Here is a 14938-nt window from a genome sequence, read left to right as displayed (position 1 = left end):
GCGCGAGCACCGCGCCCTGTTGGAGCAATACGCTTTGATCGCCAGCATGAGTGCCAGAGGCAACTGCTACGACAACGCAGCAATGGAGAGTTGGAACCACAGTCTGAAGGTCGAGGCCATCCATGGTGAACACCTCGCCACACGGGAGCAGGCCAAGGCTCATGTGTTTGACTACATTGAGGTTGACTACAATCGGATCCGGCTGCACTCGACCCTGGGCTACCTCAGCCCAGAGCAGTACGAGCTGGCCAATGTCGCTTAGATAGGTGTCCGTAAATCAGGGGCAAGATCACCCTTCCATGCGACCAAGAATGCTGAGTTCAAAAGAAAACGGATCCACCCCGAACGAACATTGATGGGCACCGCGTTTTGCGAAGTCGCCCGGATTGCTCGGCTCGCCTACCGAGGTGTAGTGCTTCGCGAAAGCTTCCTTGGTCACAATGCCTTGGTCGAGGCATGGGCCGCTCTCTATGGGGTCGCTTTTCGTGGCGCCACAGCCGTAGGGTCCACGATCCTCGGTGAACGCATTGAACGCGAAGGCGCAGCGGACAGTGAGTTCATGCAGGCCATCGGTGCCCCATGCGCTTGCCGGCTTCAGGGAGTAGCCCGCCTGACCGGTAAAAATCGCACGAAGACCAACGTCATTCCTCAGGTAGCTGAAGGATACGACATAGCGATCATTCCCTTGCCGAGGATTCCAGAAGCCATCGGTTTCGGGACCGGTCCTCACGAAAACGCCACTGCAATAGTACGCTGGCTTGTTATCGCTGCAGGCGGCAACCGTATCGTAGAACCGGGCGTTCATTGCCTGCGCGACTTCTTCGCCATTCCTGGTCGCATCGTGGGTTCGTTGTGTAGTGTGATGGCATGCGAATAATGCGAACGAAGCAAGTAGGGCCAGCAGGTGCGTCGACCGAATCATGTTCTCTCCTCCTTCCGTGGTGAAGTGATGTTGAGGATTCGGCTTTGCGAAAATCAATATAAATCGTTAGGTGAATTCCGGATTCGATAAGTTATGTTTATGAAGTAAACGGGTTTTTTGATTTCTTGAGCTAAAGGGTGGCGCCGCTGAAGTAGTTCCTTCGGAAAATGCTTCGTTTGTTCAGTGATTTGCTTTGAATTGGGCCGAAATGACGTCGCGATGGCGGAATCGGTTCGATGGGATACGTGGTATCAACGAGGTCTGCATGCCGTGCGGATGAATTGCTGCCGGCAGTGGCATCGTCCTGTATCGATGAGAACGGGGTTTCGCATCAGGGATAGCGAAGCCGGCGCATCAGGGAGTGAATCATGAAATATCGTCAGTTTTTCTGGATTTGCCTCGTCATTTTTCTGGTCGTGATGACGGGTTGCCGATACGTGTCGGTGCCATCCTCAGGCGGCGTATCCGTGGCGGAGGCGGCGAGGGGGCGTGCGGTGGCCGAAGCACTCAATGCGCGCTACAAGGATCCTCGGGAGAAGTGTCCGGGCGACAAGCCGCTTTACGCCTGTGCAGGCGTGCTTTACCGCGCGGTCAGTTGGTCGCCGGATTACTATTTCTGGAACAATTCGAATCAGGGTGGGCGATATGACGGCGTATCGTTCAGCTATCTTCAAAAACTGATTGGCGTGCGTTCCAGCTACCGATCGCAAGGTTTCATTATTGCACCAGCTTCCGAATGGAAGCCTTGGGGGCACGGTGTCGACGACCGAATCGTCATGTTTTGCTCGTTTGCGTTCGATGGCATGACTGGATTCCCACGTGGTCGAACGGGATGCGGTAAGAGTGCCGATGTCGATGACAATCAACCATGCTCAGAGATGGGTATCGATGGCGTTTCCTCTTTTGCGAAACACTATCTTCGGCATGGAGAATATCGAGATACGTATGATCGATGGTTTGGGCAATGTTCCTTCGGCGTTGACTGGAAATCGTTTCTTACCAGTTTGCTCGCGCGACAAAGTGGTGCGCTGGAACCTACCGCCGACCGATATTCCGAACAGGTACTCAGGAGCTGGCCTCTTGATCGACCGGATGCGGTTCCCATCGAAGCGTTTTACTACGATGACGATGCGAAAGATCGAAATACGGCGCTCAACGAGGCTCGGGGGCTTCAGAAAGATTACTTCGATGCCACGGGCCGTAGTATGCCTATCCTGAGATGGCATGCCTCGCAAGCATCGATGCCTTTCAGCTTTGCCGATGACGATCAGGGGATGCCGGGCGACAAGCATTTCATTCGACCGCCAGGGGTGATTCCCAAAGGCGCCGGGCCTGCATCGTTTCATTGACCCTTTCAGGTCGCGAAAGAGGGCCTCGTTGACGAGGCCCTCTGTAGATCAATACGAAATCGTCGCCGATGTCGCTGTCGTGCTCAGGCCATAACCGCACTGTGGGTTGATGCCCGAGGTGTCGCTGCCTTGCCACGGCGGGTTGGAAACGCGATTGTTGTTGCGGTCGTATACCTGGATATTGCTGAAGGTAATCGGGCCGCTTGGGTATTGATTGCAGGTCGCCACGCTGTAGACCTCGAGCACGCCGCCGAAGACCCAGGTGAGGTCGGCGTACGGATTGGTGCTCAGCGTGCTGGTCTTGCCCGTGGTGGTGTTGCGCGAATCGATCTTCCACGTCGAGCAGGCCTGGCCTGCCGCGCAGGTGGAGTAGGTGTCGCCTACCACCACGTCGCCGGCTTTGGCGGCGATGGGGTCGCTATGGAACGTGGTGCCGTTGACGCAGCAGTTCCAGCTCGCGAGCGTCCACAGCTTGTCGTTGTAGCCGTTCCAGCCGAGCACGGGCTGGAGGATCGACTGCACGTTCGGAAGTTGCTCGAGGCCAGGGAAGAAGTAGATCACCTGGTTGCTCTTGTTGGCGGGTGCCGTCGGTACGGTCCAGGTCGCGACGATGCGACCGATCGGCGTGTTGCTGGCGTAGTTGGCAGCCTGCACCCAGCCACTCTGCACGGGCGGGGGTGTGCGCTGCAGCGCGCGTCGGCCATCGGCTTCGATACGCTGGCCTTCGAGTGTGAAGTTGGCCTTGCCGCAAGTGGCGACCTTCTCGGTGACGCCCGATGCGCGACGGATGAGGTCGTTGGCCTGCAACTGTTCGCCTTCGTGCACTGTCGCCACGCAGTCCGGTGCGAAATAGCCGTTGGGGGTGACGACGTAATCGTCGGGGATGCCGGCGGGCTTCGCCGAGTCGGGAAGACTGGCGACGCGCGTGAGCTGCAAGGGTTGTGCAAGTTCTTGCGAATCGGCGGCGTAGGCCGCGAGGGAAAGGGAGAACACGGCCGCGACGACACCCGCACGCGCCACGACCCTTCCGAGTGAAGCGAACATCTTCATGCGTAGGACTCCTGCCTTCTATGTGGGAAGAGCGTCCCTGGCGTGCCGCCGGACCCGGCGAACACGCACCCCTGTTCCTCCACGCCGGGGGCGACGTGGAGGCTTGAGGCTAGCGATGAGTGGATGGCCGAACTGTGACCTGCGTGGCGTTCGCGTCTTACTGATGGGCGCCCGCGGCGGCTTCTTCTTCGGTCTTGCCTGTTTGACGCGCGATCGTAGACATATCCGGCACGGTGTACTGCGCGACGAAGGGATCGAGCTTGCGCTTCATGCGCAGCAACGCGACGTTGGCCATCGACGTGTCGGTGTACTTCATCGACGCATCTTCGGTAGGGCCGGGTGCGTCCGGCGCATGCGTCAGCGCCGCGAGCTGCGGTCCGACCACCTGTGTAAGGGCGAAGTACGGATCGTCATGGATGCCCGCGCGTTCGAGCAGGCGGCCAGGCAGCATCCACGCGGCGAGGTCGCCGTTCTGCGAAGCCGGGCCGTCGCCGTGTGCATCGATGAGGATGTACGGCACGGTCTGCGTCAGCATGTTCGCGCCATTGGTGAAGCCGGCCTTGTCATAGGTCTCGACGAGCGCGGGGAGGTGATCCCCGTAGAACAGAAGCAACGTTGGACGCTCGCGCTTCTTCAGCAGATCCGCGAGGCGGCCAAGCTCCTCGTCGGCATGACGCATGTGATAGATGTAGTTGCGCAACTGGAGCTTCGCGTTGTCGCTGAGCTCGTCCGGCACGACAATGGCGTCGCGCTCGTCGGTATCGATATTGGGCGACTTGTCGTAGGGGCCATGGGCTTCCATGCTGATCGCAAAGACGAAGCGCGGCGGACCGTCGTCCTTCAGCTGGCTCATGATTTCGTCGGTCATGGCACTGTCGGCCATGTATTCGCCGTTCTTCGGCGCGTCCTTCGGGAAGTTCGGCTGCGAGACGAAGCGATCGAAGCCCAGCGCCTTGAAGGCGGCAGTGTGGTTCCAGAAGCCGGCATCGTTGCCATGCACGGCGATGGTCTCGTAGCCATGCGAGCGAAGCGTACGCACCATCCCGGGCATGACACCCGTATGCATCTGGAGATACGGGAACTGCATGCTGGGGAAGTAGCGCAGCGAAAGGCCTGTCAGCACCTCGAATTCGGTGCGGATGGTACCGCCGCCGAAGGTCGGCACGTGCAGCTGCCCGGAGCTGGCATGCGCCGCAAGCCGGTGCAGGTTGGGCGCGTAGGTCTCGCCTTCCATGCCGCGGATCACCGAAGGATCGAAGAACGATTCGCTCTGGATCACCACGATGTCGGGTGTCTGCCGGCGGTTGGTCGCGGCGGCGGCCATGTGCTCGCGTAGCGGGGCATCCGTGCTGGCGATGAATTGCGCCGCCTCGTCCGGATTGGCTTTCTGCTTCTTGCCGGCATCCTGCAGGCGAAACTGCATGATGGTGGTGACCACGCCGTTGTAGGTGGCGTTGGCGGCGGCGGACCAGGGCTGCATGCCCAGACGCTGCTTGTTGTACACCTTGGCCCAGCCCGGTACGCCGGCCATGAGGGTGGCTATGAGGGCGAACAGGGTTACGCCGGTCACGAGACGGCGGCCGCGCGTACGGCGTGCGAACAGCGGTGGCTCGTAGCGTGCGACGAGGGCGATCAGCGCGATGACGGCCAGGATGGCGAGGTAGGGCCGCGGATCGGCAGGCAGATAGCCGCCGAGCAGGTGGAAGCCGCCGTTCTTCAGCTGACCGACCATGCGAAAATCCGCAGGCAGCAACGGCGAGCCCAGGTTCTTCATCTTGATGGCGCTGACGGCGAGCACGGCGCCCTGGGCCATGAAGGCCAGGCCGAACGACAGCCATGCGCGCCGTGTCAGCACCAGCAGGAGTGAGGCGAGCAGCAGGCCGGGGATGGCATTGACCAGCATGTGGCCCGGACGGTCGGCCCACCGCTCGCTGGCGACGCCCGGGTTGCCGTCGAGGAAGCCCGTATACAGGACGAACGCCACGGCCAGCAGCACCGGAAGTGCCACGTGGGAAGCAAGGGTTCGCCAATGTGTTGATTGGAAAGCCATATCGCCCTCTTGTCACGCCCCTGTCAGCGAGGGGGTAGGGACTGTAACGCAATGGACATGAACCGGTTGTCAGGCAAATTCCTGCCCTGGCGTAAGGATTTCCTGCCAATGGCGTCGAGATCCTTGGTACGAGAGGCCTGTGGCGAATCGCCCGGCTTGCTGCACAATGCCCCTCTTATGAATGCCCCCACCCCGCCCTCGCGCGAGAGCCCGGAGCTTCGCGCGCTCATCGACCAGCGTTACGCCGACGTGATGGCGGCGTGCCGCGCGGCCCGGATTCCGCTTTACGACGACGCGGGGGTGGCCGAACGCATCCGTCGCACCCTGCTGGCGTCGGATTTCGCCTTCGAGGTATTCCGTCGGCAGCCGGATCTCCTGGCGCCGGCCGGTCTCGAGCGCCTGCGGGCCAGCGCCGACGCGGCCGCGCGTGGCGCATCGCTGGAATTGTCGGCCGACGAAACAGCCTGTATGTCGACGCTGCGCCGCTTTCGCCACGCGGAAGCGGTGCGCATCGTGTTCCGCGACGTCAACGGGCTGGACGACATCGACGAGACGCTGTCCTCCACGAGCACGCTCTACGAGACCTTGCTCGGCTCCGCGTTGCGCTGGTCGGAAACGGCGATGCATGCGCGTTACGGCCGGCCGCGCGACCCTGCGGGTGTCGAGCAGCGAATGGTCGTCGTCGGCTTCGGCAAGCTGGGTGGCAACGAACTCAATTTCTCCTCTGATATCGACCTCGTGCTGGCCTACGCTTCCGGCGGCGAGACAGACGGCACGCGACCGCTCGACAACGGCGAGTACTTCATCCGCGAGGGTCGTCAACTGGTGCGCCTGCTGGCGGAACCGACCGTCGACGGTATCTGCGCGCGTGTCGATTTGCGCCTGCGACCGTTCGGCAATGCCGGGCGCCTGGCGCTGCCGTTCGTGGCGATGGAGCAGTACTACCAGCGCGAAGGTCGCGACTGGGAGCGCTACGCGTGGATCAAGGCGCGCCCGGTGGCGGGCGATCGCACGGCGGGTCGTGAATTGCAGGACATGCTCCGGCCATTCGTGTATCGCCGTTACCTCGACTACACCGCGTTCGCCGGCCTGCGCGAGATGAAGGCGCTGATCGATGCCGAAGTCGCGCGCAAGGATCTGGCCGGCAACCTGAAGCTCGGTCCGGGCGGTATTCGCGAAATCGAATTCGTGGTGCAGCTTACCCAGATGATTCGCGGCGGCCGCGATCCCGCGTTGCGCGTGCGTGGCCTGCTGCCGGCGCTGAAGGCCTGCGAGGCGCGTGGCTACATTCCCGCCGCAAGGGCGAAGCTGTTGCGGTCGGCGTACGTGTTCCTGCGCCGGCTGGAGAACCGCGTGCAGATGCTGCGCGACGCGCAGACGCACGATATTCCCGACGATGACCTCACTCGCGAGCGCTTGGCGCTCGGCCTCGACTACGCCTCCTGGCACGACCTCGAACGCGAACTCGCCGCGCATCGCGAGGCGGTCTCTTCCGAGTTCGCCGCCGTGCTGGTGCCACAGGCGGGTGGTACGGCGACACCACCGGCCGCGGACGTGGACCTTTGGACGAAGGCGCGCGACGGCTCGCTGGACGCCGCCACGATGGAGGCGTCGGGGTTCGTGCCGGGTACCGGTGTCGCGGAGGAACTGACCAAGCTACCCAACGCCGCGTCGGTGCGTTCGATGTCCGCGCGTTCCTCGGAGCGGCTGGAGCGCCTGATGCCGCAGCTGATCGGCGCCGCGCGTGCCTGCGCGTCGCCGTCGCCCAGCCTGTTGCGACTGATCCGTCTCATGCAGGCGGTCGCTCGTCGTTCGTCTTACCTGGCCTTGCTCGACGAACAGCCGAACGCGCGGCGCCGCGTCGCCAGCGTGTTCGCCGACAGCGCGTTTCTCGCCGAGCGGGTGATCGCTCAGCCCCTGTTGCTGGACGATGTGCTCGACCCGCGCATCGATCAGTTGCCGCTCAAGCGCGTCGACATCGCCGCGGAGATCGCGCGCACGCTCGGCGCGCTCGATGAGCGCGATCCTGAGCGGGAATTGGAGCGCATCAATGAATTTCGCTCGAGCATCGCGTTCCGCCTGGGTCTTGCCTTCAATGATGCGCGTGCCGATGCCACGGCGACCGCACGCCGCCTCGCCGGCCTCGCCGAGGCCGTGGTCGGTGCGGTGCTCACCCTGGCGACCCGCGAACTGACGGCGCAGCACGGACGCTTGCCTGGCGAAGGCAGCGGTTTTGCCGTGCTGGGTTACGGCAGCCTCGGCGGCGAGGAACTCGGCTTCGCCTCGGATCTGGACCTGGTCTTCGTCTACGACGGCAAGCGCGCCAACCTCACCAGCGACGGTCCGCGCCCCGTGGACGGCACGCGCTGGTACCAGCGGCTCGCGCAACGCGTGATGCACTGGCTGGATGCGCAGACCCATGCGGGCAGGCTTTATGAGGTGGATACGCGTCTGCGTCCGGATGGCTCGAAAGGCCTGCTCGTGGCGAGCGTGGATGCTTTTGAGGCCTACCAACGCGACCGTGCGTGGACGTGGGAGCACCAGGCGCTGCAGCGCGCACGCCACGTCGCCGGTGACGAGCGCTTGGGGGGCACGCTCGCGCATATCCGTCGCGATATCCTCGCCGTGCCGCGCGACGGTGCGCGCGTGCGCAGCGAAGTGGGCGCCATGCGCACGCGCTGGCGCGCCGAGCGCGATCGCTCGGACGCGGTGCAGTTCGATCTCAAGCAGGGCAGGGGCGGCCTGATCGATATCGAGTTCATCCTGCAGGGCATGGTGCTCGCGCATGCGTCCACGCATCCCACCATCCTCGACACCACGGCGAGCAGCGCGCTGATCGACGTGCTGCGCGACGTGGGCCTGCTGACGGGGCTGCAGGCGGATACCTTGCATGTGGCCCATGCAGACCTCCTGCAGATGGGGCTGGCCTGCACGCTGGACCTGCGCTCACGCGTGGCGGCGCGCACGCCCGCACTGGATGCCCTTTGCCAGGGCGTCAGCCGGGTGGCCGTCGAGCTGGGTTTCGATTTCGAGGGGGCGGGTGGCGAGGCGCGGCAGGCTGTCTGAACGGCGCGGGCGGCGGTATGCTGTCCGGCCGTACAGAGACAAAGCGCGATGAACCGACTGCCGCTGTTGATCGACACCGACCCGGGCGTGGACGACGCCCTCGCCATCCTCATGGCCCACGCGCATACGGACGTGGCCGCCCTCACTGTCGCGGCCGGCAACGTCGGCTTGGGTCATACCGTTCGCAACGCCCGCACTCTGGTCGACCTGATCGACGCGACGACGCCCGTGTTTGCCGGGTGCCCGTCGCCGCGGGTACGCGCCCCGGAAGAGGATGCGGCCTTCGTGCACGGCGAGGACGGTTTCGGCGATGTCGGTTTTCCGGAGCCGAAGCACCCGGCGCAGGCCGAGCATGCCGCGCTGGCGCTCATCCGCCTGACCCAGGAGCGTCCGGGTGAGCTGACCCTGGTGGCCCTCGGCCCCCTCACCAACCTCGCCCTGGCAGTACGCCTCGATCCGGCGCTGCCGGAGCGCGTGAAGCGCCTGGTGATCATGGGCGGCGCCGTCACCGGTCACGGCAACACGGGCAAGATCCCGGCCGAATTCAACATCGGTTTTGATCCCGAGGCCGCCAAGGTCGTGTTCGAGGCCTTCCCGATGTTCGATCTCGTGGATTGGGAAGCCACGGTCCGCCACGCCTTCCCCGATGCCACGTACGATCACTGGCTGAAGACAGGCGACAAGCGTGCCGCGTTCTTCGGGAAGATCTTCGCAACCGCGCAGCGCTTCAACGCCGAGCACGAACGCACGGGCTTCATCGCCGCCGACGCGCTGGCCATGGCCGTGGCACTGGATCCTGACATCGTCACCCGTGCCGAGACCCGTCACGTGGCCATCGAACTCGACGGCCGCCTGACCCGGGGCGCCACCGTGGTCGACTGGCAGCAGCGCCTGGGCGGCACGCCCAACGCGCGCATCGTGCTGGACGTGGACCAGGATCGCTTCGGCGCGATGATCGCCCGGGCTCTGGGCGTCGCCGAATAAGTCAGTAGGCCTCCGGTCGGCTTGTAAGGCGTGCCCGAAGGGCCGCCGGCTCACGCCCTTGGTCGTTCCTTGACCAGGGGCGGCTCGCTCGATACAATGCCGCTCTTTTCACCCCGCCATTCTTGAGTCACGACCCATGAAAGAGAACATCCATCCGAATTACCAGCCGGTGGTCTTCCAGGACCTCTCGTCGGACTTCGCCTTCCTGACCCGTTCGACGATGTCCAGCAAGGAAACCGTCAAGTGGGAAGACGGCAACGAGTACCCGGTCATCAAGCTGGATATCACCAGCCACTCGCACCCGTTCTACACCGGCAAGCAGAAGACGCTCGACGTCGGCGGCCGCGTGGACAAGTTCCGCCAGCGCTACGGCAAGAAGTAATCCCGCGATATCCGCGCGCCGCCTGCGGGGTGGCGTTTCGCGAGGATCGCACGACACGGGGCAGGCCAACCGCCTGCCCCGTGTCTTTTTGCGTCTGCGATTAGACGTTCATCTAACGGACGTTTGAATCGGCACTGTGCGATAATGGGGAACTTCGGTCGCGAACGCGGCCGGTACGACACCTTCCCCCCGGTGTCGTTTTCCCAACTATCGACGCCGTTCCGGCCCTCCCGGGACGGTGGAGCAAAGAGAAGAGGAGCTCGCCGTGTCCGACGCCAAAACCGTCAAATTGGTCGATGAATCCAACAAGCCCGTGAGCGAACTGCCGGTCATCGGCGGCACGCTCGGCGCCGAGTGCGTCGATATCGGCACCCTGTACAAGGACACCGGTTACTTCACCTACGATCCGGGCTACGGCAGCACCGCCAGCACCAAGAGCGCCATCACCTACATCGATGGCGACAAGGGTGTCCTGCTTTATCGCGGCTACCCCATCGAGCAGCTGGCCGAGAAGTCCACCTTTCTCGAAACCTCCTATCTGCTGCTCAACGGCGAGCTGCCGACGAAGCCGCAGTTCGAGAAGTTCTCGAACGACATCACGCATCACTCGATGATGCATGAGAACCTCAAGGACTTCCTGAAGGGCTTCCACCACAACGCACATCCGATGGCCATGCTGGCCGCGTCGGTGGCGTCGCTCTCGGCGTTCTACCACGACGATCTCAACGTCGAGAACCCGGACGACCGCAAGCTGGCCGCCATCCGCCTCATCGCGAAGATGCCGACCATCGCTTCGGCCATCTATCGCCACTCCATCGGCTGGCCGAACCGCTACCCGCGTAACAACCTCGAGTACGTCACCCGCTTCCTGCACACCATGTTCGAGGTGCCGAGCGAGTCGTACCACGTGAACCCGGTGGTGGCCAAGGCGCTCGACCTGCTGTTCATCCTGCACGCCGACCACGAGCAGAACGCCTCCACGTCGACGGTTCGCCTGGTGGGCTCCACCGGTGCCAACCCGTACGCGTCGGTCGCCGCCGGCATCACCGCGCTCTGGGGCCCGGCCCACGGCGGCGCGAACGAAGCCGTGCTCCTGCAGCTTGAAGAAATCGGTACGGCCGACAAGGTCGAGACCGCCGTCAAGCGCGCGAAGGACAAGAACGATTCGTTCCGTCTCATGGGCTTCGGCCACCGCGTGTACAAGAACTTCGACCCGCGCGCCAAGATCATTCGCGAGGCATGCCACAACGTGCTGAACGAGCTGGGCGTGAACGATCCGCTTCTCGAAGTCGCCATGAAGCTGGAAGAAGCCGCGCTGAAGGACGAGTACTTCGTCGAGCGCAAGCTCTACCCGAACGTCGACTTCTACTCGGGCATCATCTACAAGGCCCTGGGTATCCCGACCGAGATGTTCACCGTGATGTTCGCCATCGCGCGCACCTCCGGCTGGATCTCCCACTGGATCGAGCAGCACGAAACCCCGGGATCGCGCATCGGTCGTCCGCGCCAGATCTACACCGGCGCCGACGTTCGCGACTACGTCCCGAACGAAAAGCGCTAAAAAAGAAGCCCCGCGAAAGCGGGGCTTTTTTTTGCTCGTCGTTCCTGTGAAAACAGGAACCCAGCGCCCCGATTCACCAGCATGGCGAGCGCGTCGCATCGGCTTTTGCGTAGGAGGCCGCGACGCGACAACCGATCGCCTCGCGCTGGGTTCCAGCGTTCGCTGGAACGACGGTAGGTGGCGTGTCGCGGCCTTCAGCTTGTCGTTCCTGTGTGCACAGGAACGACGGGGTGGGTCAGCTGGTGGCGTTGAACGCTTCGATATCTTCCTCCGCCAGCAACTGCTGCACCATCGCCGCGCTGGCGCGGCGCATCGGGCGCTCGTCCACGCGGTCCAGCGGAGCCTGGCGGATCGCGTCCAGCGGCAGCACCGTGATATCGAAGGGGATGCCGTCGGCACCGAACAGCAGCACGGTGTGCTCGCTTTGCTCGCGATCGGACCAGCGTAGCCGGCGGGTCTGGGTTTCCAGGGGGATGCCCTGTTCCTGGAGGAACAGGCCGGGGGCTTCGGGGTCGTCGCTGAAGATGTGAAGGCAGACAGCGGAATGCTCGTCGGCCGTGCCTTCCAGTACCGCGCCCACCAGGCGGGCGTCGAAGCCCCGGAGGAATCGCATGGCCTCCACGGCCGCCTCGCGGCGATGGCGCAGGGCCTGGGGCTGGGTGTCGGCGTGGAAGATGCGCTGGTGTTCGCGTAGCGCCTGCTCGATCTCGTTGTTGCGGGGCAGGGCCTGTGTATCGGCGATGCCGAGCCGTTCGGCGGCTTTCAGCTTCGCATGGTGGAAGTCACGGATGCCATGCTCGCTCATCAGGCGTGCCGCCTCCTGGGCGACCAGGACGCGATTGCGCTGCGTCCTGTCCTGGGCATGGATCCTGTGGTGTTCGCCTCGTGCCATGACTCACCCCCATGGTGGTGTGTTCGTGTGCCGGGCGCACGACCCATTGGCCGGCGCTCAGAAGATGTCGTAGGCGTGGTCCTGCTGTTCCTCCTGCTGCTTCTGCTGCGCCTGTTCACGGAGTCGGTCGACATCCTCGACCTTCATGATTTCATTCATGCCACCGGGAGATGGCAGTCCCGAGCCCGGATCGATCTGCACGGTGGCGATGCCGGGCGGCATGCCCAGGGTGTGCGACGGCTTGTCCTTCAGCACGCCGCCCATGTAGTCCATCCAGATCGGCAGCGCGGCCTTCGCGCCGAATTCGCCGCGCCCCAGGGAGCTGAAGTCGTCGAAGCCGACCCATACGGCGGTGGAGTAGTCGCCATTGAAGCCGACGAACCAGGCGTCGCGATGGTCGTTCGTGGAGCCGGTCTTGCCGGCCAGGTCGTCACGACCCAGGGCGCGGGCGGCGGAGCCCGTGCCGCGCTTGATCACGTCCAGCATCAGCGAGGTGATGAGGTAATCGTTGCGCACGTCGATCACGTGGGGTGCCAGCTTGGGCGCCTGCGACGCGTTGTCGTGCGAGTCGGCGGGAAGCACGGCGTCGCCGGTGCCGTTGCCGCTAGCGCTACCCGAACTGGCCGGACGTGCCGGGATCAGCGCCGTGGACGCCTGGGTCGGCGGACCCGGCGGGGCCGGGTTGAGCAGGCGCTCCTGGCAGTCCGCGCAGGCGCGTTCCGGATTCGCGGTGTAGACCGGCTTGCCGTCGCGGTCGTCGATTTTCGCGATGAAGTACGGCGTGACGAGGTAGCCGCCGTTGGCGAACACGGCGTAGCCGCGGGCCATGGCCATCGGCGAGACGGAGGCGGTGCCGAGGGCGAGGGAGAGGTTCTGTGGCAGGGCATCCGGCGTGAAGCCGAAGCGGGTCATGTAGTCGCGGGCGTAGCGCACGCCGATGGCGTCGAGCAATCGCACCGAGACCAGGTTCTTCGACTTCACCAGCGCCTCGCGCAGGCGCATGGGACCGTCGAACTTGTTGTCGTCGTTGGCCGGCGTCCACATGCCGTCCGGGCGGGACGGGTCGGGGAAGGCGACCGGGGCGTCGTTGACGATCGAGGCAGGGGTGAAGCCGCGCTCGAAGGCCGCCGAATAAAGGTAGGGCTTGAAGCTCGAGCCCGGCTGGCGGGCCGCCATCACGGCGCGGTTGAACTTCGAGCGGACGAAGCTGAAGCCGCCCACGAGTGCGCGGACGGCGCCGTCCTCGGGGTCGAGCGACACCAGGGCGGCCTGCGCAGCAGGGATCTGGGTCAGGCGCCACGGACCTTTCTGCGGCTCCGCCTTGCCGGTCTCGGTGCCGGCGGTCACGTCGGCGGCCTTGGCGTCCTCGGAGATGTCGTCCTTCTCGCTACGGATCAGGCGGACCACGTCGCCGCGCTTGAGCACGGCATCGACCTTGGTCGGCGCGGCACCGGCGCGACCCTCGTTGACGTAGGGGCGTGCCCAGACGACGGATTCGAGGCTCAGCGTGGCCGTCTCCTTCGCGGACAGGTACACCTTCGCCTCCTTCGGGCCGGTCTCCGTGACGATGCCGGGCATCATGCCCGCGACGCTCGTGTAGCCGGCGAGAACGCGGTCGAAGTCCTCGGGACCAGCGTTGGCCGGCAGTTCCTCGTGGCCTTCCGGCCCGTGGTAGCCGTGGCGACGGTCGTAGGCGGACAGGCGGCCGCGCAGCGCTTCGTTGGCGGCGGTCTGGGTCTCGCTGGACACCGTGGTGTGCACCACGTAGCCCTCGGTGAGCGCGTCGTTGCCGAGCTTCTCCAGGACCTGCTGGCGAACCATTTCGGCCAGGTAGGGGGCGTCGACCTCGATCTGCTGCTCGTGCGGATAGGCGTCGTTGGGTTCCTTGATGGCCTCGTCGTATTCCGCCTGCGTGATGAATCGGTTGGAGAGCATCTGGCCCAGGACCCAGTCGCGGCGGGCGATCATCCGCTTGGGGTTGTTCAGCGGGTTGACCACCGAGGGCAGCTGGAAGGTGGAGGCCAGGGTGGCGCTCTCGGCCACCGTGAGCTGGTCCAGTGTCTTGCCGTAGTAGTAGGAGGCCGCGGCGGCCACGCCGTAGGAGCGGTGGCCCAGGAACATCTTGTTGAGGTACAGCTCCAGGATCTGGTCCTTGGAGAGCTCGTTCTCCATCCGCAGCGCGATGAACATTTCCGTCAACTTGCGCGAGTAGAGTTTCTCGGGGCTGAGGAAGAAGTTACGGGCCACCTGCTGGGTGATCGTGGAGCCGCCGGGGCCCTTGTCGCCGCCGGAGAGGATCACGTGGATGCCGGCGCGGGCGATACCGTGCCAGTCCACGCCGGGATGGCTGTAGAAATCGCCGTCCTCGGCCGACAGGACGGCGTTCTTCAGGCGCGCGGGCACGTCGGCGATGTGCACGGGAATGCGTCGGGTCTCACCGAAGGATGCGATCAGCCGGCCGTCGGAGCTGAGCACCCGTAGGGGAACCTGCATGTGGTAATCGCGCAGGACCGCGACGGATGGCAGGCGTGGCGCCAGGAGCCAGTAGGCTACGCCAATGGCTCCGGCAACGAAAAGGATGCCGGCCAGGGCGAGGTACAGCGCGTAGCGCAGCAGACGCTTCAGGATTCGCATGGATGGGGACTTCGTCACCGCCTTTTGGGTCGTGGCGGAGTATAGAGC

The 14938-nt window shown here is 64.3% G+C and carries 11 protein-coding genes; 6 read left to right on the top strand and 5 right to left on the bottom strand.

What is annotated here, in order from left to right; genetic code table 11:
- On the top strand, window positions 1-262 hold a 262-nt coding region (locus GAK28_RS22595; protein ID WP_291774508.1), incomplete at its 5' end, for an IS3 family transposase.
- A 27-nt stretch (window positions 263-289) separates the two neighbouring features.
- On the opposite strand, the gene GAK28_RS22590 is transcribed toward GAK28_RS22595, so the two are convergent.
- Entirely contained in the window at window positions 290-922 is a 633-nt protein-coding gene (locus tag GAK28_RS22590; RefSeq protein WP_291784668.1) for a hypothetical protein, read from the bottom strand.
- 368 nt (window positions 923-1290) lie between these two features.
- On the opposite strand from GAK28_RS22590, the gene GAK28_RS22585 reads away from it, so the two are divergent.
- Complete coding sequence (locus tag GAK28_RS22585; protein WP_291784666.1) at window positions 1291-2271, top strand: hypothetical protein; 981 nt, start codon at window positions 1291-1293, stop codon at window positions 2269-2271.
- A gap of 48 nt (window positions 2272-2319) precedes the next feature.
- On the opposite strand, the gene GAK28_RS22580 is transcribed toward GAK28_RS22585, so the two are convergent.
- Window positions 2320-3321, bottom strand: a complete 1002-nt coding sequence (locus tag GAK28_RS22580; protein WP_291784664.1) for a hypothetical protein — start codon at window positions 3319-3321, stop codon at window positions 2320-2322.
- Window positions 3322-3478: 157 nt separating this feature from the next.
- The gene (locus GAK28_RS22575; protein ID WP_291784662.1) at window positions 3479-5329 is read right to left on the bottom strand and encodes an LTA synthase family protein; all 1851 of its coding nucleotides are present in this window, start codon (window positions 5327-5329) and stop codon (window positions 3479-3481) included.
- A gap of 219 nt (window positions 5330-5548) precedes the next feature.
- Between GAK28_RS22575 and glnE the strand changes: the two genes are divergently transcribed.
- The 4 genes from glnE (at window position 5549) to GAK28_RS22555 (ending at window position 11364) form a co-directional block, all read left to right on the top strand.
- Window positions 5549-8437, top strand: coding sequence for a bifunctional [glutamate--ammonia ligase]-adenylyl-L-tyrosine phosphorylase/[glutamate--ammonia-ligase] adenylyltransferase (gene glnE / locus GAK28_RS22570; RefSeq protein WP_291784660.1), 2889 nt, complete (start codon window positions 5549-5551; stop codon window positions 8435-8437).
- A gap of 48 nt (window positions 8438-8485) precedes the next feature.
- Window positions 8486-9421: a nucleoside hydrolase gene (locus tag GAK28_RS22565; protein WP_291784658.1), complete on the top strand. Its 936-nt coding sequence runs from the start codon at window positions 8486-8488 to the stop codon at window positions 9419-9421.
- A gap of 136 nt (window positions 9422-9557) precedes the next feature.
- Window positions 9558-9803 carry a type B 50S ribosomal protein L31 gene (locus GAK28_RS22560; protein ID WP_090056306.1) on the top strand — a complete coding sequence of 82 codons (246 nt, stop codon included), beginning with the start codon at window positions 9558-9560 and terminating at the stop codon, window positions 9801-9803.
- A gap of 265 nt (window positions 9804-10068) precedes the next feature.
- Window positions 10069-11364, top strand: a complete 1296-nt coding sequence (locus GAK28_RS22555) for a citrate synthase (RefSeq protein ID WP_291784652.1) — start codon at window positions 10069-10071, stop codon at window positions 11362-11364.
- A 235-nt stretch (window positions 11365-11599) separates the two neighbouring features.
- Here GAK28_RS22555 and GAK28_RS22550 read toward each other — a convergent pair whose 3' ends face one another.
- Window positions 11600-12256 carry a hypothetical protein gene (locus tag GAK28_RS22550; protein WP_291784650.1) on the bottom strand — a complete coding sequence of 219 codons (657 nt, stop codon included), beginning with the start codon at window positions 12254-12256 and terminating at the stop codon, window positions 11600-11602.
- Between the two features lie 57 nt (window positions 12257-12313).
- Entirely contained in the window at window positions 12314-14890 is a 2577-nt protein-coding gene (locus GAK28_RS22545; RefSeq protein WP_291784648.1) for a penicillin-binding protein 1A, read from the bottom strand.
- Between the last annotated feature and the right edge of the window lie 48 nt (window positions 14891-14938).

This window comes from Luteibacter sp. (assembly GCF_009912395.1).
GTDB lineage: Bacteria > Pseudomonadota > Gammaproteobacteria > Xanthomonadales > Rhodanobacteraceae > Luteibacter.
This window is presented reverse-complemented; position numbering and strand designations above follow the sequence as displayed.